20 protein-coding genes and 1 pseudogene are annotated in these 24,709 nt (G+C 52.6%); 11 read left to right on the top strand and 10 right to left on the bottom strand.

The genetic code is table 11. From position 1 onward, the window contains the following. Positions 1-5: 5 nt before the first annotated feature. The 6 genes from EHN13_RS06650 to lysC all read right to left on the bottom strand — a co-directional run bounded on the left by EHN13_RS06650 (position 6) and on the right by lysC (position 6,710). Positions 6-764, bottom strand: a complete 759-nt coding sequence (locus EHN13_RS06650) for a DeoR/GlpR family DNA-binding transcription regulator (RefSeq protein WP_005132777.1) — start codon at positions 762-764, stop codon at positions 6-8. After that, a complete protein-coding gene (locus tag EHN13_RS06645) occupies positions 751-1,614 on the bottom strand; it encodes a Cof-type HAD-IIB family hydrolase (protein WP_101742884.1) in 864 nt (287 codons plus the stop codon). Before EHN13_RS06645 ends, EHN13_RS06650 begins: the two co-directional genes overlap by 14 nt. Before the next feature lie 17 nt (positions 1,615-1,631). Beyond that, positions 1,632-2,471 (bottom strand): beta/alpha barrel domain-containing protein, encoded by an 840-nt coding sequence (locus EHN13_RS06640; RefSeq protein WP_044702272.1) that lies wholly within the window; start codon positions 2,469-2,471, stop codon positions 1,632-1,634. 27 nt (positions 2,472-2,498) lie between these two features. After that, the gene (locus tag EHN13_RS06635; RefSeq protein ID WP_167469995.1) at positions 2,499-4,085 is read right to left on the bottom strand and encodes a PTS sugar transporter; all 1,587 of its coding nucleotides are present in this window, start codon (positions 4,083-4,085) and stop codon (positions 2,499-2,501) included. Positions 4,086-4,329: 244 nt separating this feature from the next. Then, positions 4,330-5,268, bottom strand: a complete 939-nt coding sequence (panS, locus tag EHN13_RS06630; protein WP_124021082.1) for a ketopantoate/pantoate/pantothenate transporter PanS — start codon at positions 5,266-5,268, stop codon at positions 4,330-4,332. 92 nt (positions 5,269-5,360) lie between these two features. Further along, positions 5,361-6,710, bottom strand: coding sequence for a lysine-sensitive aspartokinase 3 (lysC, locus tag EHN13_RS06625; protein WP_124021081.1), 1,350 nt, complete (start codon positions 6,708-6,710; stop codon positions 5,361-5,363). 305 nt (positions 6,711-7,015) lie between these two features. Here lysC and pgi point away from each other — a divergent pair, with 305 nt between their 5' ends. From pgi to psiE, 6 genes are all read left to right on the top strand, one after another. Next, positions 7,016-8,662 (top strand): glucose-6-phosphate isomerase, encoded by a 1,647-nt coding sequence (gene pgi / locus EHN13_RS06620; protein ID WP_061067011.1) that lies wholly within the window; start codon positions 7,016-7,018, stop codon positions 8,660-8,662. Positions 8,663-9,132: 470 nt separating this feature from the next. Further along, positions 9,133-9,375, top strand: a complete 243-nt coding sequence (yjbE, locus tag EHN13_RS06615) for an exopolysaccharide production protein YjbE (protein ID WP_003826562.1) — start codon at positions 9,133-9,135, stop codon at positions 9,373-9,375. A gap of 63 nt (positions 9,376-9,438) precedes the next feature. Then, positions 9,439-10,077 carry a YjbF family lipoprotein gene (locus EHN13_RS06610; RefSeq protein ID WP_197724089.1) on the top strand — a complete coding sequence of 213 codons (639 nt, stop codon included), beginning with the start codon at positions 9,439-9,441 and terminating at the stop codon, positions 10,075-10,077. Then, positions 10,074-10,811 (top strand): capsule biosynthesis GfcC family protein, encoded by a 738-nt coding sequence (locus EHN13_RS06605; protein WP_124021080.1) that lies wholly within the window; start codon positions 10,074-10,076, stop codon positions 10,809-10,811. The genes EHN13_RS06610 and EHN13_RS06605 overlap by 4 nt, the downstream gene beginning before the upstream one ends. Continuing rightward, positions 10,811-12,907 (top strand): YjbH domain-containing protein, encoded by a 2,097-nt coding sequence (locus EHN13_RS06600; RefSeq protein ID WP_124021079.1) that lies wholly within the window; start codon positions 10,811-10,813, stop codon positions 12,905-12,907. The genes EHN13_RS06605 and EHN13_RS06600 overlap by 1 nt, the downstream gene beginning before the upstream one ends. 145 nt (positions 12,908-13,052) lie before the next feature. Next, positions 13,053-13,463, top strand: coding sequence for a phosphate-starvation-inducible protein PsiE (gene psiE / locus EHN13_RS06595; RefSeq protein ID WP_048213940.1), 411 nt, complete (start codon positions 13,053-13,055; stop codon positions 13,461-13,463). 41 nt (positions 13,464-13,504) lie between these two features. On the opposite strand, the gene xylE is transcribed toward psiE, so the two are convergent. The 4 genes and pseudogenes from xylE to malE form a co-directional block, all read right to left on the bottom strand. Beyond that, positions 13,505-14,980, bottom strand: a complete 1,476-nt coding sequence (gene xylE / locus EHN13_RS06590) for a D-xylose transporter XylE (RefSeq protein WP_048213939.1) — start codon at positions 14,978-14,980, stop codon at positions 13,505-13,507. A gap of 334 nt (positions 14,981-15,314) precedes the next feature. After that, positions 15,315-16,205, bottom strand: coding sequence for a maltose ABC transporter permease MalG (malG, locus tag EHN13_RS06585; RefSeq protein ID WP_016155340.1), 891 nt, complete (start codon positions 16,203-16,205; stop codon positions 15,315-15,317). Between the two features lie 14 nt (positions 16,206-16,219). After that, positions 16,220-17,763 (bottom strand): annotated as a pseudogene (malF, locus tag EHN13_RS06580) (maltose ABC transporter permease MalF). Between the two features lie 186 nt (positions 17,764-17,949). After that, positions 17,950-19,140, bottom strand: coding sequence for a maltose/maltodextrin ABC transporter substrate-binding protein MalE (gene malE / locus EHN13_RS06575; protein ID WP_061067017.1), 1,191 nt, complete (start codon positions 19,138-19,140; stop codon positions 17,950-17,952). 361 nt (positions 19,141-19,501) lie between these two features. Here malE and malK point away from each other — a divergent pair, with 361 nt between their 5' ends. From malK to ubiA, 5 genes are all read left to right on the top strand, one after another. Further along, a complete protein-coding gene (malK, locus tag EHN13_RS06565) occupies positions 19,502-20,611 on the top strand; it encodes a maltose/maltodextrin ABC transporter ATP-binding protein MalK (protein ID WP_005132674.1) in 1,110 nt (369 codons plus the stop codon). 78 nt (positions 20,612-20,689) lie between these two features. Then, positions 20,690-22,045: a maltoporin gene (locus EHN13_RS06560; RefSeq protein WP_048213936.1), complete on the top strand. Its 1,356-nt coding sequence runs from the start codon at positions 20,690-20,692 to the stop codon at positions 22,043-22,045. Positions 22,046-22,158: 113 nt separating this feature from the next. Next, on the top strand, positions 22,159-23,106 hold the full coding sequence (gene malM, locus EHN13_RS06555) for a maltose operon protein MalM (protein ID WP_061067019.1): 948 nt from the start codon (positions 22,159-22,161) through the stop codon (positions 23,104-23,106). Between the two features lie 180 nt (positions 23,107-23,286). Beyond that, positions 23,287-23,784 carry a chorismate lyase gene (ubiC, locus tag EHN13_RS06550; protein WP_048213934.1) on the top strand — a complete coding sequence of 166 codons (498 nt, stop codon included), beginning with the start codon at positions 23,287-23,289 and terminating at the stop codon, positions 23,782-23,784. 13 nt (positions 23,785-23,797) lie between these two features. Then, positions 23,798-24,670: a 4-hydroxybenzoate octaprenyltransferase gene (ubiA, locus tag EHN13_RS06545; RefSeq protein WP_048213933.1), complete on the top strand. Its 873-nt coding sequence runs from the start codon at positions 23,798-23,800 to the stop codon at positions 24,668-24,670. Positions 24,671-24,709: the final 39 nt, after the last annotated feature.

Here is a 24,709-nt window from a genome sequence, read left to right as displayed (position 1 = left end):
AGCGCTCAATAGGCAATACGCAATTTCCCGCCAAAGTCCTGCTGGGTATAACCCGTTGTTTTGAATCCTTTATCCGTGATGATGCTATCGATTTCTTTTAACGTGGCGATACACATCACCCCATCCTGACCAAATTTGGTATGGTCGGCGAGAATTACCGCTTTTTTGCTCATGGCAATCATGGACTTCGCCACGTACGCCTCATCAAAACTTTTTACCAGCACTCCATGCTGAGGCGAAATTCCACCTGCGCCAATGAAGCAGATATCGGCGTGAATGGCGTTAATTTGCTGACAAACCGAGACACCGAGATTGGCGCGAAAATGGTAGTCATATTCACCGCCTAAGACGTAAACGCGGGCCTGAAGATTATGCTCTTTAATTTTATCCGCAATTAACGCTGAGTTGGTAATAACAGAATAAGCGAGTGGGGGTAATAGTTCAGCAAGAATTAAGTTAGTCGTACAGGAGTCAATAAACAGCGTATCGCGTTCGCTAACCATCGTGGCGGCAATTTTACCAATTGCCATTTTTTCATCGCGGTGTATATCTATACGGGCGCCAAACTCATCTTCCTGAACGACCTGTTTTTTGACAGCCCCGCCATGGATTTTGGTAATTTGTCCTTCGGACTCCAGTATCGAGAGGTCACGGCGAATGGTCTCTGATGTAACTTTTAGCGTTTCCGATAATTTGATGACTGTGACTTCACCGAACTTATTTAATTCATCAAGAATATGTTTTCTTCTTTTAATCGGGTTCATTATTTTCCGCCAATGTCGTGCTTTGGCGCATGGTAACTGGATGCGCAAAGCAACGCAACCACTCCAGCGCACAGACAATACCTTCATCATCATTAGAGGCCGTCACATAGCTGGCGTGTTGTTTTACTGCATCAGGCGCATTGCCCATGGCGATACCGATGTTCGCAGCGGTAAACATACTGATATCGTTCTGCTGATCGCCAATCGCCGTAACCTGTTCGGTCGCTATATTTAGCTGTTGCCTTAACATGTTTATAGCATAGCCTTTGTTTATTTCAGTTCGTTGGATGTCAATATAATTCCCCCCGGTGATTGTCGCCATATAACCACAGGGCAATTCATTAATCATTGCCGTACATAATGCCTTTATTTTTGATTGTTCTGCCACTAATGTGATCTTATAAATGTCATGCTGATTAAAAATATATTCAGGCGTTGCCGAAATAAAGGGTAGCTCAAATAAGTTGGCCTCATAAGTCGTCCATGGTGCTACGAGTCGGTCATCACGATGATAAATAGCATCGGCGCTAAAAAAATGATGGGGGTAGCAGGAAAGAGAAATAGATCGGTCAATCTCCCGGAGATCCATGCAAGAGAGTGTCGCAGTATGAATAATATGCTGCGACGTCATCTCCAGAATTTGCCCGCCATTAAAACCGGCGCACCAGGCAAACAATTTATCTACCTGTTGCTGTTGTAACAGGCGCACCATAGAGGAGACCGGCCTGGCGGAACAGGCTGCCAGCAGACCGCCACGCTGGCGGAACTCAATCAGCGCCTGACGCGTGCGCGGGCTGATTGTTTTCTGCGATGTCAGTAACGTTCCATCCAGATCGGTCACCAGCAACATTTCTCTTTCCTCTGCGTTTACTGAGCAATAAACGGCGTGACGGCCTCTTTGGCGGCGTTGCAGACCATATTGTCGATTGCCGTACCGACGACCAGAATATTGACCCCGGTATCTTTAAACGCTTTGGCGTTGGCGAGGTTAATACCGCCTTCTGCCAGCGTCGGTACATCAACCGCGCCAACCAGCGCTCGCAGCCTTTCTTTAATGGCTTGTGGAATGTCGCCTGCGGCTACGCCTTCATAGCTCATACCGGTCATCAGGCCGATCATATCGACGCCAATTTCCTGCATCCGCTTCGCCACGCTGGAAACCTCTTCCGGCGTACGCGCAGGAATACCGAAAGTATGCAGATCGTCCGGGTGACCAATATAGGCGTCCACGGTCAGACCATATTGATGGGCGAGATTAACGATATCCTGCAGATCGTCCCAGTCGGATTTATGCGTGTGTAAACCATCGGCTCCGGCACGGGCAATCTCCAGAATCTCAGTGTCACTGAGCGGCACGGGCAAGGTTTCGGTAAAACCTCCCGCAATACCCACGGTAATGAAAATATCGTCAGGCACCACGTTACGCACGCCGTGTACCGCTTCAGCCATTTGCCCGTTGGTGATTTCATGGCGGATCTGCTCTGCTGCATGCATATTGCTCACGCCTTTGTGTCCACGCGCCAGCGCCAGTGCCGGGTGGTTTGGTTCCAGCAGCTTAACGCCTGCCTCACACACCGCTTTCGCCAGACGCGCATCGTCGCCAGTGATCCCCGTACTGAGGATGGTTTGTCCGCCGTGGAGCGCAATGGCATCTTTCACTTTCTGTAACGCTTTGGCGCGTTTTTTATTCATATCGCCTTTAAACATGGTGTACCTCTGGTGTTGGTGCATTAATTAACGGGCTGACGCTGCAGGTTCGCTCTGTACGACAGCCTTAAAACGGTTAGCAATAATGGTGGTAATACAGGTCATCGCCATTGTTGTGATCATCACGATAGCCATCTGAAGCGCATTGCTGGACAAGAACGGCGAGGCAAAAGCGGGAACATAGGCCACGCCTTTAACGTTAAAGAAGCCCAGCATCATGCCGCCCATTCCGGCCCAGAAAATGGCGGAGCCAAAGACAATTTTGTTGGCGAACATGAAGGGATAGGCAGATTCCACGAAGGTTCCGAAACCCAGGTTAATAAGCAGCCCCGGTGTGGCGACGGCGGCTTCACTTTTTTCGCGAGGGGCGATAACGTTGGCAAGGTTAATCCCTGCGGCAACCATCACCAGACCCACCATATCGACTGCGCCGAGGAAGCTTACGCCGGATTTTTCCATCTCCAGCAGAACCAGCGGCAGGATGACCGCGTGATAGACACCGCCCAGGATGGCTGGCCAGATAACCAGCCCCGCCAGCAGCCCGGCAAGAACAGGACTGAATGCCAGGGTGCTTTCGATAGCCAGTTTGATGTAATTACCTGCTGACAACGCCAGCGGACTCAACAGATAGTGCATGATCAACCCAGCGGCAAGACCTGAAATCCCACCGGCGACGATGTTGACGGTGGTCATCGGAAAGCGCCAGTTCAGGCACAGTTCAAACAGCCAACGAACGAAAATCCCGGCCATCAATCCGCCGATAATCCCGCCGATCAGTCCCCCTTCAACGGACAGCACCCCGGCGACGACCCCGGCAACGATTGAGACTTCATCCAGCTCAGAAATCTGTTTTGCCGCCAGCACGGCAACCAATACCGGCAGGCCTTTCAGCAGGATTTCAAAAATATCGTTAAGTTTTTCCAGACCCGGGATGTGGCTCAGGGCGAGAACAATTGCCATCGCGATAAAGCCAGGCAGCGCAGGGATCATAATGCTGCGAATGTTAAAGCGTTTGAGCAGGCTCTTTCCGGAGCCACCCAGGGAGGGTGACGTGCTCCCCAACTGCGGCTTGTACTTAATGCCCCAGTGTTTACACAGAGACGCCACGAAGGAGACTGCGCGGGTGCGGCTGGTGGTACCCGTCGTGCCCGAGGTTGCGACGACATTTGCCCCTTTTGCGGCCACCAGCGCCATTGACGTTCCGCCGGTGCCAACGATCGGCGTTTTCATTTCAACGGCAGCGGTGAAGACTTCGTGGTTCGCTTTTCCCGGATCGGCGCTCATCACGACGATCCCGTCGATCGTGCCGCTACGGATCATCCCGGCAATCTGGCGATCGCTTTCAACCACTGAAGCGTTCACCTCTGAGAGTTTGCCCTGAAATATCCGTTGTGGTTTTTGTTGGTTTTCTGTGGTTAATGCAAACACGGATGCCGCTGTGTGGGGTTTGGCAACATCCATCGAGGCTTCCGCCGCGATAAACTGCACGGCGGCAACTTCCACACCTGCGGCTTCGCACTGCTGATAGATTTCCTGGAGTAACTTCTCTGGCTCTGCGCCACCCAGGTTGTAGAGGTTGCCTCCACTGCTTCCAATAATCGCAATTTTTTTCATAGCGGCCTCAAAGATAGGGTAAAGGGGTTATCTGTGTTGTAGTGGAATCATAATTCCAACTAAAACAAAACAAATCAACATAAAATGATCGAGGGAAATTGCCATTTGCATGATATTTATTTATTAATTGATTGAAATAAAAAGAATAAATTAAGATTTTGTTTTGTGTGGTAGTTTGTTGTTTTGTGATGGAGTTCAAAGGAGTATCTATATAAATGGAGGGTAACCCTCCATTTATACGCGATCAGTTTTGTTTTATAGCGCTTCGCTTTTCAGTAATCGGTTTACCGGACCAGTAACCCGCAAGCAGCGAACCAGAAAGGTTATGCCAGACGGAGAACAACGCGCCGGGCAGGGCGGCAAGCGGGCCAAAGTAGATCTTGCCCAGCGCAGCGGCAAGTCCTGAATTCTGCATGCCCACTTCGATAGCCAACGTCCGGCAGGTTGACTCGTCGAAACCAAACAGTTTTCCGCCCCAGTACCCGCCGAGCAGACCGATTGTGTTATGCAGAATGACCGCGATAATCACCACAAACCCTACCGATGCGATATGCGCAGCAGAACCGGCTACCACGGCGCTGATGATGGCGAGAATGCACGCCATGGAAAAGGCGGGCAGGAAAGGCTCGACCGCTTTGACCACGCGGGGGAACAGATGGTGAATGACCAGGCCCAGCGCAATCGGAATGACCACAATCTGCAATATACTCAACAGCATTCCCATCACGTCGACCTGAATATGCGCATCAACGTACAGGCGCGTCAGCAGCGGCGTCGCGATCACGCCGACCAGCGTGGAGACCGACGAGATGGTAACGGACAACGCCACGTCACCTTTCGCCAGATAGATCATCACGTTAGATGCCGTGCCGCTGGCGACGCTACCGACCAGCACCATCCCTGCGGACAATTCCGGCGGCATATTAAAAGCCAGCGCCAAAATCCATGCGGCGAGCGGCATCACCAGATAGTGCAGGAAAATACCCGCCGCGACGGGTGTTGGACGTGAGAGTACGCGTTTAAAGTCGTCCACCTTCAGGTGAACGCCCATGCCGAACATGATCAGCATCAGTAACGACGGCACGAATGGCCCGACAGGCGTAAAGGTGGTGGGCGTGTAATACGCAATCACAGAGAGCAGCAGCGCCCATAACGGGAACAGCCGCGTGAGAGTAGCGAGCATGTTGTATTCCTTGCGATTGAAATGTGTTGTGTTGTTATAAAAAAGCCGGGATCGAGCCCGGCCATAGTTATTGTTTATCGCGTGATGGAATATTATTCAAACAAATTATGATGTAGCTTCTGTACCACCTGCTCGGCTTCGCTACCGGGCACGAGGAAGCACAGGTTGTGGCTGGACGCGCCGTAGCAAATCATCCGAATATTGAACGGTTCCAGTACGCCGAACACCTCTTTACCCACGCCACAGGCTTTGGACAGGTCATTGCCAATCAATGCCACCAGCGCCAGGCCTTCTTCCACTTCAACCCGACACAGGGCAGACAGTTCCATCAGCAGAGACTGTGTTAACAGCGTATCGCCGGTGGACGTTGAACCGGTGGTATCCAGCGTCAGCGCCACGCTGACTTCGGATGTGGTAATCAAATCGACCGAGATATTGTGGCGTGCCAGGATGCCGAACACTTCCGCCAAAAAGCCGCGAGAGTGCAGCATATTCAGGCTATGCAGTGTCAGCAGCGTCTGCTTACGGCGTAGTGCCAGCGCCCGGAACAGCGGTGGATTCGCGGTTTTATTACATACCAGCGTACCGCCTGCTTTTGGATCCTTACTGGAGCCCACAAACACCGGAATATCGCTACGTACGGCTGGCAACAGGGTTGCCGGGTGCAGTACTTTCGCGCCAAAGGTCGCCATTTCCGCGGCCTCTTCAAAGGCGATTTCATCAATACGCTGCGCTGCGGGAACTACGCGCGGATCGGTCGTGTAAATGCCAGGAACATCGGTCCAGATATCGACGCGTGTTGCGTGTAGGGCTTCTGCCAGTAAGGCGGCGGTATAATCGCTGCCGCCGCGTCCCAGCGTGGTGGTGCGGCCCTTGCCTTCACTGCCGATAAAGCCCTGCGTAATCACCAGACCTTCGCTCAGACGCGGGGCCAACTGGAGCGCTGCCAGTTCAGCCAGCGCCGTGACGTCGGGTTCTGCACGGCCAAAACGATCGTTGGTGCGCATCACTTTACGCACGTCAAACCACTGCGCTTGCACGTTGCGTTCACGCAGGATCTCGACGAACAGCAAGGTAGACATCAGTTCACCGTGGCTGACCAGTTCGTCGGTCAGCGCGGTTGAGGTCGCCAGTGACGCCGCTTCTGCCAGTGTGGTGATGTTTTCCAGCAGACGTTCGATCTCTTCACGGATCACGTTTGGATAACGCAGTCGTTCCAGAATATTGAACTGAATTTGACGAATGGCATCGAGTTTTTCGAAGCGCGCGGTTGGCTCCAGCCCTTCAGCCAGTGCGACCAGCAGGTTGGTGATTCCCGCAGAAGCGGAAAGTACCACCACACGGACGTTAGCATCAGAAAGCACGACATCAGCGCTGCGATTCATGGCATCAAAATCCGCCACGCTGGTACCACCAAACTTGGAGACAACTACATCAGTCATAACTACCTCGTGTCAGGGAATGAATAGAGCGACCATGGCACAAAGGAAACTGGTGCAGGCGCAAATGCAAATACCGTATTTATAAATAAAATGTGTAGCTTGCACTGTCAACGCTGGGATTATGCGGATTTTTCATGCTGCAACTGCGTTGAGTAACGGTACTAATAACAACGCTGATAACCGCTATACTTTTTAGCCACGTTTGGCGGATGCCCTGGCAATGGCATTAAAACAATCACACTTTTCTGTGACTGGCGTTACAATCGATCTCAGTCACAATTCTCAAAATCAGAAGAGTATTGCTAATGAAAAACATCAATCCAACGCAGACCTCAGCCTGGCAGGCACTACAAAAACACTTTGAAGAAATGAAAGACGTTACTATCGCGGATCTTTTCGCGAAAGATAGCGATCGTTTCACGAAGTTTTCCGCGACGTTTGACGATCTGATGCTGGTGGATTTCTCCAAAAACCGCATCACTGAAGAGACGCTGGCTAAACTGCAGGATCTGGCGAAAGAAACCGATTTGGCGGGTGCCATCAAGTCCATGTTCTCCGGTGAGAAAATCAACCGTACTGAAGACCGTGCCGTGCTGCACGTGGCGCTGCGTAACCGTAGCAATACGCCAATCATCGTTGACGGCAAAGATGTGATGCCGGAAGTGAATGCGGTACTGGAGAAGATGAAATCTTTCTCTGAAGCGATTATCTCCGGAAGCTGGAAAGGCTATACCGGCAAAGCCATCACTGATGTAGTAAACATTGGTATCGGCGGCTCTGACCTCGGCCCGTTCATGGTGACCGAAGCGCTGCGTCCGTATAAAAATCACCTGAATATGCACTTTGTGTCGAACGTCGATGGTACGCACATCGCCGAAGTGCTGAAAAAAGTGAATCCGGAAACCACGCTGTTCCTGGTCGCGTCTAAAACCTTCACCACCCAGGAAACCATGACCAACGCCCACAGCGCACGCGACTGGTTCCTGGCGACCGCGGGCGACAACAAGCACGTAGCCAAGCACTTCGCAGCGCTGTCTACCAACGGTAAAGCGGTTGGCGAGTTTGGTATTGATACTGCCAATATGTTCGAGTTCTGGGACTGGGTTGGCGGTCGTTACTCCCTGTGGTCTGCCATTGGCCTGTCCATCATCCTGTCCGTGGGCTTCGACAACTTTGTTGAGCTGCTCTCCGGCGCGCATGCGATGGACAAACACTTCTCCACCACCCCAGCAGAGAAAAACCTGCCGGTGCTGCTGGCGCTGATCGGTATCTGGTATAACAACTTCTTCGGTGCTGAAACCGAAGCGATTCTGCCGTATGACCAGTATATGCACCGTTTCGCGGCCTACTTCCAGCAGGGCAACATGGAATCCAACGGTAAATACGTTGACCGTAACGGCAACGCAGTGGATTACCAGACTGGCCCAATCATCTGGGGTGAGCCGGGCACTAACGGCCAGCATGCGTTCTACCAGCTGATTCACCAGGGCACCAAAATGGTGCCGTGCGATTTCATCGCGCCGGCAATCACCCACAACCCGCTGTCGGATCACCATCCGAAACTGCTGTCTAACTTCTTCGCGCAAACCGAAGCGCTGGCTTTTGGTAAATCTCGTGAAGTGGTTGAGCAGGAATATCGCGACCAGGGTAAAGATCCGGCTACGCTTGAGCACGTTGTGCCGTTCAAAGTGTTCGAAGGTAACCGTCCAACGAACTCCATCCTGCTGCGCGAAATCACGCCGTTCAGCCTGGGTGCGTTGATTGCGCTGTACGAGCACAAAATCTTCACTCAGGGCGCGATCCTGAACATCTTCACCTTTGACCAGTGGGGCGTTGAGCTGGGCAAACAGCTGGCGAACCGCATTCTGCCAGAGCTGAACGATGATAAAACTGTTTCTTCCCATGATGTTTCTACTAATGGGTTGATTAACCGTTATAAGTCCTGGCGCTAATCTGCTTCTTCCTTCGAACCGCAGCGGTGTTGGCTGCGTTCGTTAACCCCGGTCACATAGCTATCTATGCTCCCGGGGATTAACGATCTTGCCGCCTTGCTGCAATTCGAATGAATTTGCAGATTACCTGTGATAGAAGCTGATATTATTATCAGCTTTTTTTATAAGATAATTCCACTTCTCCACCTTATTACCTAAAAATTTAATTGAGCTTAATCCTAAAATAATATGTTCAACGTTCTCCTGTTTCTGATGTTTTAAGATTTACCGGATATTGTGTTTTCACTATTATATTTTAACTCTTTGAATTTAATTGTTTTTATTATTTATTGTTAATCGTTTTCTCTCTCGCTATCTAATTATCCTAAATTCCCCTGTGGCGTAATTTGAACACTTTGGCTTGTGTATACTCGATCTCGCCCGAAATTCTTTTGGGTAAATCTCCATTCATGCAATGAAGGGAATTTGTGATGAAAAAAGTTCTGTATGGCCTTTGGGCTATATCTGCGCTTGCGGCGACCTCTGTCTATGCCGCCCCCGTTCAGGTGGGTGAGGCTGCAGGGTCGGCTGCCGCGTCGGTTTCGGCAGGAAGTTCCTCCGCGACCAGCGTGAGCACCGTAAGTTCCGCGGTGGGGGTTGCCCTGGCGGCAACCGGTGGCGGCGATGGTTCTAATACCGGAACCACCACCACGACAACCACCAGTACCCAGTAATACCGGTACGTTTAATTCTAACCACACTTCGGTGTGGTTATTTTGCCTCTCTGGAGAAACGTCGTGAAGCGACCCGCGCTCATAATGGTTTGTCTGTTACTACAGGCGTGCTCAGCCACCACCGAAGGTTTGGGGCATTCGCTGTGGGATAGCGTATTTGGGACTCCCGGCGTAAAGATGACGGATGATGAAATCCAAAATATGCCTTACGCCAGCCAGTATATGCAGCTCAACGGCGGTCCCCAGCTGTTTGTGGTACTCGCGTTTGCGGAAAACGGACAGCAGAAATGGGTGACTCAGGATCGGGCCATTCTCGTGACGCAACATGGGCGACTGGTGAAAACACAGCTCGACGGAGACAACCTCATCGAGGTGAATAATCTGGCTGCCGACCCGCTCAGTAGGCCCAATCAGATAGTCGATGGCGCAACGTGGACCCGTACGATGGGCTGGACCGAGCATCAGCAGGTACGCTATGCCACCGCGCGCTCGGTTTTCACATGGGATGGCGCTGACACCATCAAGGTCGGCAGCGATAACACGCCGGTACGCATCCTCGATGAAGACGTCACCACCGATCAAACGCGTTGGCATAACCGCTACTGGGTAGACAGTGACGGCATGATTCGCCAGTCAGAACAGTATCTTGGCGCAAGTTTCTTCCCGGTGAAAACTACGCTGATTAAGGCGGCAAAATCATGATGAAACGAATGATTACCGCGCTGACCTTCAGCCTGTGTGCGGCATCTGTTTTTGCTGCGGGCAGTGTAAAAGTGATCACGACAGGCAGCACCGAAGCAAAAACGCTGACCGGCGCGGAGCATTTGGTCGATCTGGTGGGTCAACCGAAGCTGGCGAATAGCTGGTGGCCAGGTGCGGTCATTGGCGAAGAGCGGGCAACGGCTGAGGCGCAACGTCAGCAGCAGGCATTACTGGATCGTCTGGCGACGTTGAGTGCTGGAGAAAGCGGTGATGATGCCGCGGCTATCAACGCGTTACGCCAGCAAATTCAGGCGCTGAAGGTGACCGGTAGACAGACGATTAATCTCGACCCGGATGTAGTGCGTACCAGCGAGCGAGGCAACCCGCCGTTGCAGGGCAATTACACGCTGTGGGTCGGACCACAGCCAACGGATATCACGCTGTTTGGCCTGCTAAGCCACACGGGTAAACAGCCGTTTATACCCGGACGTAATGTTGCCAGCTATCTTGATGGGCAGCATCGGCTCAGCGGCGCGGATCGTAGCTACGCCTGGGTTGTCTATCCCAACGGACGCACACAAAAAGTACCGGTCGCCTACTGGAACAAACGTCACGTTGAGCCAATGCCCGGCAGCATCATTTTTGTCGGGTTGTCGGACTCTGTCTGGAGCAGCACCCCGGATGAAATCAATGCCGACATTCTTCGCACCCTGACCCAGCGGATACCCGAATAATGAGAAAAACTTATCTGCTCAGCCTGTTGGCGCTGGGTATCAGCGCGGCCTGCCACGGTGAAACGTATCCTGCGCCGATTGGTCCTTCCCAGTCCGATTTTGGCGGCGTAGGGCTGCTGCAAACTCCAACCGCACGCATGGCGCGTGAAGGAGAAATTAGCCTTAACTACCGCGATAACGATCAGTACCGCTACTACTCCGCGTCGGTGCAACTGTTCCCGTGGCTGGAAACGACCCTGCGCTATACCGATGTGCGCACCAAAAAATACAGCAGCGTGGAGTCGTTTTCAGGCGATCAGACATACAAAGATAAGGCGTTCGACCTGAAGCTGCGGTTGTGGGAAGAGAGCTACTGGATGCCGCAGGTGGCAGTTGGCGCGCGCGATATAGGCGGAACGGGCCTGTTCGATGCGGAGTATATTGTGGCGAACAAAGCCTGGGGACCGTTTGATTTCTCACTCGGTCTCGGCTGGGGATACCTCGGGACCAGCGGCAACGTCAGCAATCCGTTTTGCTCATACAGCGATAAATTCTGTCATCGCGATAACAGCTACAAGCAGGCCGGTTCTATTGACGGCAGCCAGATGTTCCACGGCCCGGCGTCGCTGTTTGGCGGCGTAGAGTATCAGACTCCCTGGCAGCCGCTGCGTCTGAAACTGGAGTATGAGGGTAATAATTACCAGCAGGATTTTGCGGGCAAGCTGGATCAGAAGAGCAAGTTTAACGTCGGCGCTATTTATCGCGCCACCGATTGGGCCGACGTTAAACTCAGCTATGAGCGCGGCAACACCTTTATGTTTGGGTTCACGCTGCGGACTAACTTCAACGATTTGCGACCAAACTATAACGATAACGCCCGTCCGAAGTATCAGCCGCAGCCGCAGGATGCGATCCTGCAACATTCGGTAGTGGCGAATCAGCTAACGCTGCTGAAATACAATGCTGGGCTGGCGGATCCTAAAATCCAGGTGCAGGGCGATACGCTGTATGTAACAGGCGAACAGGTGAAATACCGTGATTCGCGCGAGGGGATCGAGCGTGCCAACCGGATCGTGATGAACGATCTTCCTGACGGGATCCGCACGATCCGTATTACGGAAAATCGCCTTAACTTGCCGCAGGTGACGACCGAAACAGAGGTTTCCAGCCTCAAGCGCCATCTGGAAGGCGAGCCCTTGGGCCATGAGACTCAACTGGCGCAAAAACGCGTGGAGCCCGTGGTGCCGAAAACGACCGAGCAGGGCTGGTATATCGATAAGTCGCGCTTCGATTTCCATATCGATCCGGTGCTAAACCAGTCGGTGGGTGGCCCGGAAAATTTCTATATGTATCAGTTGGGCGTGATGGGTACGGCGGATTGGTGGGTGACCGATCATCTGCTGACCACCGGGAGTTTGTTCGCCAACCTCGCCAATAACTATGACAAGTTTAACTACACCAACCCGCCGCAGGATTCGCATTTGCCGCGTGTGCGTACCCATGTACGTGACTACGTGCAAAACGATGTTTACGTGAATAACCTGCAGGCCAACTACTTCCAGTCACTCGGCAACGGCTTTTACGGACAGGTGTACGGCGGCTATCTGGAGACCATGTACGGCGGCGCGGGGGCAGAAGTGCTCTATCGTCCGCTGGACAGCAACTGGGCGTTTGGTGTTGATGCCAACTACGTGAAACAGCGTGACTGGCGTAGCGCGCAGGACATGATGAAATTCACCGACTACAGCGTGAAGACCGGGCATTTGACCGCGTACTGGAATCCTTCTTTCGCCCAGGATGTGCTGGTGAAAGCCAGCGTGGGTCAGTATCTGGCCGGGGATAAGGGCGGAACGCTGGAGGTAGCCAAACGCTTTGACAGCGGCGTGGTTGTTGGCGGTTATGCGACTATCACTAATGCCTCGCCGGATGAGTACGGCGAGGGTGATTTCACCAAAGGGGTGTACGTTTCAGTGCCGCTGGATCTGTTCTCGTCAGGCCCAACCCGCAGTCGCGCGGCGATAGGCTGGACACCGTTAACGCGTGATGGCGGTCAGCAGCTTGGGCGTAAGTTTGGTCTATACGATATGACCAGTGACAGGAGTGAGAATTTCCGGTGATGTGAATGTTGATCGCCCGGTGGCGCTACGCTTACCGGGTATCCGGCAAGAACCGTCATGCGAACAAAATATAAACAAAAAATGTAGATCTCTGTCACATTTTTGCGTTATACAGGAACCTCGCCACTGAGTAAGAGGTGCTGTTATGACGTCGCTATCTCGTCCCCGCGTGGAGTTTATCTCCACCATCTTGCAGACCGTGCTGAATCTGGGGCTGCTGAGTCTGGGCCTGATCCTGGTCGTATTCCTCGGGAAAGAAACGCTGCATCTGGCAGATGTGCTGTTCGCGCCGGAACAAACCAGCAAATATGAGCTGGTGGAAGGACTGGTGGTTTACTTTCTGTATTTTGAATTTATCGCACTGATTGTGAAGTACTTTCAGTCAGGGTTTCACTTTCCGCTGCGCTATTTTATCTATATCGGGATCACCGCGATTGTGCGGTTGATCATTGTCGATCATAAAGCACCTATGGATGTGCTTACCTATTCCGCGGCGATCCTGCTGCTGGTGATCACCCTGTGGCTGTGCAACTCGAAGCGGTTGAAGCGAGAGTAAAAAAACAACACGCCGTTGGGGCGGCGTGTTGCATGTCAGGCTTATTGTGCAGAGACGGGCTTGGCTTTCTCTGCTGTGGGTTCCCACAGTTCTTCAAGTTCTTCCAGTGTTTTGCCTTTGGTTTCCGGCACGAACTTCCACATGAACAGCGCCGCCAGGATGCCCATACAACCGTAGATCCAGTAGGAGAAACCGTTGTGGAAATGGGAAACCAGCCACGAATTTTTGTCCATCATTGGGAAGGTCCAGGAGACGAAGTAGTTCGCCAGCCACTGGGCCGCAACTGCAATGGCGAGCGCTTTACCGCGAATCGCATTCGGGAAGATTTCTGCCAGCAACACCCAACAAACCGGTCCCCAGGACATGGCGAATGCCGCGACATAAAATAGCATCGACAGCAGCGCCACCAGGCCGGAAGCCTGCGTATAAAATGCAGTGCCGAGGCTGAACATCCCAATTGCCATGCCGAGTGCGCCAATGATCTGCAGCGGTTTGCGACCAAATTTGTCCACCGTCATGATAGCCAGCACGGTGAAGCTCAGGTTGATTACGCCGACAATAATGGTCTGCAATAACGCCACATCGGTGCTGGCTCCAAGCGTTTTGAAGACTTCCGGTGCGTAGTACAGCACGACGTTAATACCGACAAACTGCTGGAAGATGGATAGCATCACGCCGATAACGATCACGCCCGCACCAAACATCAACAGACGACCACCGGTTTTGCGTCCATGCTCGAGTGACTGATTAATCTCCTGCATGGCCTGAGTGGCGAGAGTGCTACCCATAATCTTGCGCAGAATACCTTCTGCCTGTTCATGTCTGCCGCGCGCCATCAGCCAACGTGGGCTTTCTGGTACGGTATACAGCAGCAGTAAAAACAGCAGGGCGGGGATACTTTCGGAGGCAAACATATATCGCCAGCCATCGGTATTCAGCCAGTTGGCGTCGCCTGAACGGGCAATAAAATAGTTAACGCAATACACCAGTAACTGGCCAAAAATAATCGCGAATTGGTTAAAGGAAACCAGTTTCCCACGAATATGTGCCGGAGCCAGCTCAGCAATATACATAGGTGAGAGCATTGAGGCTAAACCTACGCCAATACCACCGATGATGCGATAAATAACGAATTCGGGGACGTATCCTGCTAAATAAACAGGCACAGCATTATCGGGGTTAATGGTGGTAAAACCTAATTCTGGCCATGCGGATCCGATGCCGGAAATAAAAAATAACAGCGCAGCGATTTTCAGCGAATCCCGGCGACCAAAGCGGTTACTACAATACCCGCCCAGCGCACCGCCGATGATGCAGCCAATCAACGCACTGGCGACGCAAAAACCCAACAATGAGTTGGCGGCGGATTCACTTAAGTGTTGTGGAGCGACAAATACGGTATTTAAGGATTCTACCGTTCCGGATATGACCGCAGTGTCGTAACCGAATAATAGTCCTCCTAAAGTTGCGACTAATGTAATCGAAAAAATATAACTGGAATTATATTGAGTGTTCATTCAGACCTGCCTTAGAGGGTACAGCTCTTTTGATCAGTGCCGTGATGGTGAATTTAACAGGCAGGGAAGACAATTATCATTTTTTACATTGCAATTACGTTTTGTCTTTTCTGTGATCTTAATTCCGTTTAATTAGTTTATTTCCAGACGAAAAATAGAATTGCAGTGATGGAGAGCACGAAAGGAAATAATCATAACGGTAATGCAAAATAACATAAAAAAAGGGCGCTCCGTAGAGCGCCGAATAACAGTCACAGGTTGGGATAACATAAGTTGAGGGTTGCAGTGGCATTGCCCGTTGCCGGGCGGGGTAACACAACTACTTTGATGAAACTTAACCTTTCACACCACCCGCGGTCAGGCCGTTGACCAGCCAACGCTGCGCCAGCAGGAATACCAGCGTGATCGGAATGGCGGAAAGTACAGCTGCGGCGGCAAAGTCGCCCCACAAATAGTTCTGTGGATTGAGGTACTGCTGCATACCTACCGCGAGGGTATAGCTGTTCACATCACGCAGCAGCAGTGACGCGACCGGGACTTCGGTAATAGCGGCAATGAACGACAGAATAAATACCACCGCCAGAATCGGAACGGAAAGCGGTAGCAGCACCAGGCGGAATGCCTGCCACGGCGTTGCGCCATCCAGCGCGGCCGCTTCTTCCAGCGAACCGTCGATGGTTTCGAAATAACCCTTAATCGTCCATACATGCAGTGCAATACCGCCAAGATAGGCGAAGATCACGCCGCCGTGCGTGTTCAGGCCGATAAACGGAATGTACTGGCCCAGGCGGTCAAACAACGCGTACAGGGCGACCAGAGACAGTACTGCCGGGAACATCTGGAAAATCAGCATCCCTTTCAGCAGGGTTGCTTTACCCGGGAAACGCATACGGGCAAAGGCGTAAGCACAGGTGGTGGAAAGCGTCACGATACCAATCGCGGTAATGGTGGCCACCTTCACTGAGTTCCACAGCCACAGCAGTACCGGGAACGGCGGCGGCGTCACACGGCCATCTGCGTGCTCAACGCTAAAGCCCAGCGCCAGTTTCCAGTGTTCCCAGGAGATGTTTTCCGGGATCAGGCTACCGGTGGCGAAGTTACCTTCGCGCAGCGAAATAGCAATGACCATCAGCAGCGGGAACATGATCGCCGCGATGAAAATCAGTAGCAGAAGGTGCGTGGTCAATAAACGTAGCTTCTGAGATTTGGGTTGGACCATAGCCATATTCCGTGCCCTCCTTAGTCGAATTTCATTCGTGTGGCTTTCAGGTTAACAATCGCCAGCGCACCCACCAGCAGGAAGATCAGCGTGGCAATCGCCGCTGCCAGACCGAAGTCCTGTCCGCCGCCGCCTTCGAAGGCGATACGGTAGGTGTAGCTCACGAGCAGGTCGGTATAGCCGGCTGGCGTGGTGGTGCCAAGTCGGTCCGGGCCACCGTTGGTCAACAGCTGAATCAGCACGAAGTTGTTAAAGTTAAAGGCGAAGCTGGCGATCATCAGCGGCGTTAGCGGCTTAATCAGCAGCGGTAGCGTTATCTTAAAGAAGTTCTGGAACGGGCCTGCGCCATCCATCGCCGAGGCTTCATACAGATCGTCAGGAATTGCTTTCAGCAGACCCATGCACAGGATCATCATGTACGGATAACCGAGCCAGGTGTTGACGATAATAATCATCGAACGTGCGGTGGTTGGGTCGCTGAACCAGGCCGGTTTGATACCAAACAGTGCGCTCAGCATCATGTTGATTTCACCAAAGCTCTGGTTGAATAAGCCCTTGAAAATCAGAATCGAGATAAACGACGGTACGGCATACGGAAGAATCAGCAGGACACGGTAAATCGCTTTGCCTTTGAGAGACTCCCACTGTACGAGACAGGCCAGCACCATCCCCACAGCAACGGTGAGGATCACTGTCAGAACGGAGAAGACCACCGTCCAGACAAAGATGGCGAAAAACGGTTTCTGGATGCCTTCGTCGGTAAACACGCGAGTGAAGTTATCCCAGCCGATGGCAACGGTATAGCCTGGACTGAGTTTTTCGCTACCCCAGCTACCGTCAGCGTTAATCGCCTGGTAATAACCAATGTCGCTGTTCGACGGTATTTTACGCCGCTCTGGTTATTGGTGAGCGTGCCGTCGTCAGCGAGGGTATAGAGCGGTTGCGTGCCGGAAAACTGGCGCAGTGAACTCATGATCACTTTGCTTTCATCCGGCAGAATAGCGGTCAGTTGGTTCAGCGCCTGGCGATTCTGGGTGATGATGCGCAGCGTCCCACGTTCGCTTGCTGGTAAGGCATCCGTTTCTTTTAGTTGCAGTTTCTGTTCGCCGCCAAATTTGAAGGCATCGGAAACATAATTTTTGCCGGTTTCACCGTCGGTGAGCGCCAGTTGCCACTCCGTACCCGCCGGATACAGACCGAAGTTGTAGGTTTTACCAGCCTGATACGAACGATCCATCAGGACTTCCTGAGCACGTTCAAAGGTCAGCTGGTTGGTGCTGCTGTAGTTGGTAAAGGCAATTGCGATGGTGCAAACCAATGGAAACAGAACAAACAGCCCCATACCAGCGACGCCAGGATAAACATAACGCCAGGCATAGGTTTTACGGTTAGCGAAAATATACAGGCCAGCAGAGCTTAAAATCAGCGTCATGATGGCAAACAGGTACTCCCCCTGAGCGTACATCAAAACAACAAGGTAACCGACCAGCAGCCCAAGCAGACCTATCACTGACCATTTAAGCCGGTCGCTTTGCCACCAGTGTTTCTTTTTAATGACATCCATGGGGATCTTCCTCTTTACGCTTTATCCTTCGCACTACCTCTTTGTTGGCTGCGGAAGCGCACCCCAGTCACTTACTTATGTAAGCTCCTGGGGATTTGCCTCCTTGCCGCCTCGATGTAGCGCGAATGATTTCGCGTAACAACGTATTCAATAAACCTGATTCCCTAAGAAATAAGGGAAACCGTATTACTTGGTGATACGACCTTGTGCATCTTTCAGCGCGGCATCGACGGTCTGACGGCCGCTGGCTGCGTTGATCACTGCGGTACGAACGGCATACCAGAATGCGGACATCTGCGGGATGTTCGGCATGATTTCGCCTTTCTGGGCGTTATCCATGGTGGCGGCGATGCGTGGATCTTTTGCTAATTGATCCTGGAAGGATTTCAGCGCCACGGCGCCCAGCGGTTTGTCCTTGTTCACTTCATCCAGACCCTGGTCGGTCAGCAGGTAGTTTTCGAGGAACTCTTTCGCCAGTTCTTTGTTCGGGCTGGCGGCGTTAATACCGGCGCTCAGTACCCCAACAAACGGTTTAGACGCTTTGCCTTTGAAGGTTGGCAGCAGCGTGACGCCGTAGTTAATTTTGCTCTTGTCGATGTTCGACCACGCCCACGGACCGTTGATGGTCATCGCCGTTTCGCCCTTGTTGAAGGCCGCTTCTGCGATGGAGTAGTCGGTATCCGCGTTCATGTGTTTGTTCTTGATAAGGTCAACCAGGAAGGTCAGACCCGCTTTCGCGCCAGCGTTGTCCACGCCCACGTCTTTCACGTCATATTTGCCGTTTTCAAACTTGAACGCGTAACCGCCGTCGGCAGCAATCAGCGGCCAGGTGAAGTACGGTTCTTGCAGGTTGAACATCAGCGCAGATTTACCTTTCGCCTTCAGCTCTTTGTCCAGCGCAGGAATTTCTTCCCAGGTTTTCGGTGGATTTGGCACGAGGTCTTTGTTGTAAATCAGCGACAGCGCTTCAACCGCGATTGGGTAAGCAATCAGCTTGCCGTTATAGCGTACGGCATCCCAGGTGAACGGATAGAGTTTGTCCTGGAACGCTTTGTCAGGCGTGATTTCAGCCAGCAGGCCAGACTGCGCGTAGCCGCCAAAGCGGTCATGTGCCCAGAAGATGATGTCCGGGCCATCACCGGTCGCGGCAACCTGCGGGAATTTTTCTTCTAGTTTGTCCGGGTGCTCAATGGTGACTTTGATACCCGTGTCTTTCTCGAATTTTTTGCCTACTTCAGCGAGGCCGTTGTAGCCTTTATCGCCGTTAATCCAGATAACCAGCTTACCTTCTTCAATCTTGGCGAGAGCCGAGGCGGAGAACATCATCGTCGTCAATGCGGACAATGCGAGGATGCGTGCGCCAGTTTTGATTTTCATAGTTCCCATCCTGTTTGGTGATATTGCAGAGGTGGCTTAACGGTGACTAGTTTCTTTATACGACAACCTCTTTCCATCCTCCTTACCCCTACGCCCCACCCATTCTTTATGTGATCTGTGTTACATAAATGTGAGTAATGCGTACTGGCGCACATAAAAACCCACTGATTTTTGCAAGCGACATCACGAAATTCCTCCACGGCGTACAGCCAGGGTCTCAGACGCTGCTCTCTCATCCTCCCGCCTCCTCCCCCATAAAAAAGCTGGGGGGTGGAGGATTCACGCCGTTAAGGGATAACGCATATTCAATCCATCAATGAATGTTGCTGTCGATGACAGGTTGTAACGAAGGGAGAAGGGCATGGCGAGCGTACAGCTGCGAAATGTAACGAAAGCCTGGGGTGACGTGGTGGTATCGAAAGATATCAATCTCGACATTCACGAAGGGGAATTCGTGGTGTTTGTCGGACCGTCAGGCTGTGGTAAGTCGACCTTGCTGCGTATGATCGCCGGACTTGAAACCATCACCAGTGGTGATTTGTTTATCGGGGAGACCCGGATGAATGACATTCCACCCGCCGAACGTGGCGTGGGGATGGTCTTCCAGTCCTATGCGCTGTATCCCCATTTGTCCGTCGCCGAAAACATGTCGTTCGGCCTCAAGCTGGCAGGCGCCAAAAAAGAGGTGATGAACCAGCGTGTTAATCAGGTCGCAGAAGTACTGCAACTGGCCCATCTGCTGGAGCGCAAACCCAAAGCGCTCTCTGGTGGACAACGTCAGCGTGTGGCGATTGGCCGTACGTTGGTTGCAGAGCCGCGAGTCTTTCTGTTGGACGAACCGCTGTCAAACCTCGATGCCGCACTGCGCGTCCAGATGCGCATTGAAATCTCCCGCCTGCATAAGCGTCTTGGCCGCACGATGATTTACGTCACCCACGATCAGGTCGAAGCGATGACCCTGGCCGACAAAATTGTGGTGCTGGATGCCGGCCGCGTCGCGCAGGTAGGTAAACCCCTGGAGCTGTACCACTACCCGGCTGACCGCTTTGTTGCCGGGTTTATTGGTTCGCCAAAGATGAACTTCCTGCCGGTGAAAGTGACGGCAACGGCGATCGATCAGGTTCAGGTTGAGCTGCCTAACCGCCAGCAAATATGGCTACCAGTGGAAAGCCGCGCGGTGCAGGTCGGCGCCAATATGTCTTTAGGTATCCGCCCGGAACATCTGCTGCCCAGCGATATTGCTGATGTCACCCTCGAAGGTGAAGTACAGGTAGTCGAGCAGCTTGGTCACGAAACACAAATCCATATCCAGATCCCCGCCATCCGTCAGAACCTGGTTTACCGCCAGAACGACGTGGTGTTGGTAGAAGAGGGTGCCACATTCGCTATCGGCCTGCCGCCAGAGCGTTGCCATCTGTTCCGTGAGGATGGCACTGCATGTCGTCGGTTGCATCAAGAGCCGGGCGTTTAAGGTATCCCATTAAAAAAAAACGCAAAACCGTCAAGGTGAAGCGTTTAAAGAAAAGCAATGATCTCAGGAGATAGAACGATGATTACTCTGCGCAAACTTCCTCTGGCGGTTGCTGTGGCAGCAGGCATTATGTCTGTTCAGGCAATGGCTGTCGATTTCCATGGTTATGCTCGTTCCGGTATCGGCTGGACGGGTAGTGGCGGCGAACAACAATGTTTCCAGGCAACCGGTGCCCAAAGTAAATACCGTCTCGGTAACGAATGTGAAACCTATGCCGAAATTAAGCTGGGCCAGGAAGTGTGGAAAGAAGGCGATAAGAGCTTCTACTTCGACACTAACGTTGCCTACTCTGTTGCACAGCAGAATGACTGGGAAGCGACCGATCCTGCTTTCCGCGAAGCCAACGTGCAGGGTAAAAACCTGATTGAATGGCTGCCGGGTTCCACCATCTGGGCCGGTAAACGTTTCTATCAGCGTCATGACGTCCATATGATCGACTTCTACTACTGGGATATTTCAGGTCCTGGTGCCGGTATTGAAAACATCGATCTGGGCTTTGGTAAGCTGTCTCTGGCCGCAACCCGTTCTCAGGAAGCGGGTGGTTCTTACACCTTCAGTAGCCAGAATATCTACGACACATCCAAAGATACCGCGAACGACGTATTCGACATGCGTTTAGCGCAGATGGCCATTAACCCGGACGGCATGCTGGAGCTGGGTGTTGACTACGGTCGTGCGAATAAAACTGACGGTTATAGCTACGCGGATAGCGCTTCTAAAGATGGCTGGATGTTCACTGCAGAACATACTCAGAGCATGCTGAAGGGCTATAACAAGTTTGTGGTTCAGTATGCAACTGACGCGATGACCACGCAGGGTAAAGGTGGCTCGCAGGGTACTTACGGTTCAACCTTCGATACCCAGGCAACACCAAATGATCCCGTTATCCATCATGTAAACAACAACATCAATAACAACGGTAGCCTGGTACGCGTACTTGACCACGGTGCTATCTCTCTGGGCGACAAGTGGGACCTGATGTACGTCGGTATGTATCAGAATATCGACATGGATAACGACCTGGGTACTGAATGGTACACCGTGGGTATTCGTCCGATGTACAAATGGACGCCAATCATGAGCACCCTGATGGAAGTCGGCTACGACAACGTCAAATCTCAACAGACTGGCGATCGCAACAGCCAATACAAAATCACCCTGGCGCAACAGTGGCAGGCAGGCGACAGCATCTGGTCTCGTCCGGCAATCCGCGTCTTTGCAACCTATGCCAAATGGGATGAAGAATGGGGCTACGTGAAAAACGGAGATAAGGTCTCTAAATATGCTGCTGCAACCAACTCCGGTATCAGCACAACCAGCCGTGGCGATAGCGACGAGTGGTCCTTCGGTGCCCAGATGGAAATCTGGTGGTAATCCAGCATTAACCTGACGTAATGACCTAAAGAGGGGCGTAAGCCCCTCTTACTTACGGTTTAGCGCGCTATTGCCTGGCCACCGCTGAACCCATGCTATCTGAGGTGATAACAATGAAAATGAAGAAAAGTCTCGTTGCCCTTTGTTTATCGGCAGGGTTATTTGCCAGCGTTCCCGGAATCAGCCTGGCCGATGTGAATATCGTTCCGCAGGACACCGCAGCTGCACCGTCGATTCCGACGGCTGCGTTGCAACAACTGGCCTGGACGCCCGTCGACCAATCGAAAACCCAGTCAACCCCGTTGGCGACAGCGGGACAGCGTCTGGACATTGCCGGTATTAGCGGCCCGGTTGCCGCCTATAGCGTACCGGCCAATATTGGTGAACTGACCCTGACGCTGAGCAGTGAAGTTAACCAACAAACCAGCGTATTTGCGCCAAACGTTTTAATTCTTGATCAGAACATGACGCCATCTGCGTTCTTCCCCAGCAGCTACTTTACCTACCAGGCACCGGGTGTGATGAGTGCGGATCGCCTGGAAGGGGTGATGCGTCTGACGCCAGCGCTGGGACAGCAGAAGCTTTATGTTCTGGTCTTTACTACTGATAAAGATCTCCAACAGACCACCACGCTGCTTGACCCGGCGAAAGCGTATGCCAAGGGCGTGGGCAATGCTGTTCCGGATATTCCGGACCCGATTGCCCGCCATACTACCGATGGTCTGGTGAAACTGCAGGTGAAAACTAACAGCACCTCCAGCGTGCTGGTTGGGCCGCTGTTTGGCTCCTCTGGCCCGGGTCCGGTGACGGTGGGTAATACCGCTGCACCTGCGGTGGCCTATGCAGCCCCGGCTGCCGCGGTAGCCGCACCGGCACCGCAACCGGTGAAGAAAAGCGAGCCGATGCTGAATGACACTGAGAACTATTTTAACCAGGCGATTAAGGATGCCGTGGCGAAAGGTGATGTTGATAAAGCGCTGAAGCTGCTTGATGAAGCTGAACGTCTGGGATCCAAATCTGCCCGTTCCACCTTTATCAGCAGTGTAAAAGGCAAGGGGTAACCATCTCCCCACATTGTTGATTTTGCAACAACTGGTGCGTCTCCTGGCGCACCTTTTTTTATCCTTCGATGCTACTTGTTACACTTATGTTGCCCTACCGATCACTTAATCGTGTTTGCTCACCCCGCAAAGCCTTTTCTGCGATACAATGCCTTCAGGTTATGAATCGGAGAGTAAGGCATGCCACACCCCGCGTTAACGCAACTGCGTGCTCTGCGTTATTTTGATGCGATCCCGTCGCTTGACCCTCAATTGCTCGACTGGTTGTTACTGGAAGATTCGATGACCAAACGTTTTGAGCAGCAGGGAAAACAGGTCACCGTAACATTGATACGAGAAGGATTCGTTGGGCAAAATGAAGTCGCTGAAGAGTTGACGCTGCTGCCGGCAGAATCCCGCTATTGGTTGCGGGAAATCCTGTTATGCGCGGATGGTGAGCCATGGCTTGCCGGGCGGACCGTGGTGCCTGAATCCACCTTGTGCGGCCCCGAACTGGCTTTACAAAATCTGGGGAAAACCCCGCTCGGGCGCTATCTGTTTACATCATCGACATTGACCCGCGATTTTATTGAGATTGGCCGCGATGCAGCGCTGTGGGGGCGTCGTTCCCGACTGCGACTGAGCGGTAAGCCGCTGATGCTTACCGAGCTTTTTTTGCCTGCATCGCCGTTGTACTGAGAGGAAGATAAAGATGGAGTGGAGTCTGACGCAGAGTAAGCTGCTGGCGTTTCACCGCTTGATGCGTACGGATAAGCCAATTGGCGCCTTACTGCTGCTCTGGCCGACGCTGTGGGCGCTGTGGGTAGCGACCCCTGGTGTACCGCAATTATGGATACTGGCGGTGTTTGTCGCCGGTGTGTGGCTGATGCGCGCTGCCGGATGCGTGGTGAATGATTATGCCGACAGGAAATTTGACGGACACGTCAAACGGACCGCAAACCGGCCGCTGCCGAGCGGTGCAGTCACGGAGAAAGAGGCCCGAACACTGTTTGTTGTGCTGGTGTTGCTCGCCTTCCTGTTGGTTCTGACTCTTAACACGATGACGATTTTGTTGTCCGTTGCCGCGTTAGCACTGGCGTGGGTTTATCCCTTCATGAAACGCTATACGCACCTGCCGCAGGTGGTGCTGGGGGCGGCGTTTGGCTGGTCTATTCCCATGGCGTTCGCCGCCGTGAGCGAGTCCGTACCGCTGAGCTGCTGGCTGATGTTCCTCGCCAACATTCTCTGGGCGGTGGCGTATGACACGCAGTATGCGATGGTTGATCGTGATGACGATCTGAAGATTGGCATTAAATCGACCGCCATTCTGTTCGGCCAGAACGACAAGCTGATTATTGGCATTCTGCAGGTCGGTGTGCTGGCGCTGATGGCGATGGTGGGGTGGTTAAACGGGTTGGGGCTGGGCTATTACTGGTCACTGCTGGTGGCGGGCGCACTGTTTGTGTATCAGCAGAAACTGATTGTCGATCGTGAACGGGATGCCTGCTTTAAAGCGTTTATGAACAATAACTATGTGGGGCTGGTACTGTTCTTAGGGCTGGCGATGAGCTACTGGCACCTTTGAGTTTGGCTTAGCCTGCAAAATAAAAACCGGTCATTTCGA

It is taken from the genome of Citrobacter youngae (assembly GCF_003818115.1).
Classification (GTDB): domain Bacteria; phylum Pseudomonadota; class Gammaproteobacteria; order Enterobacterales; family Enterobacteriaceae; genus Citrobacter; species Citrobacter youngae.
The sequence above is the reverse complement of the archived record's forward strand: the minus strand, read 5'-3'. Positions and strand labels throughout refer to the sequence as shown.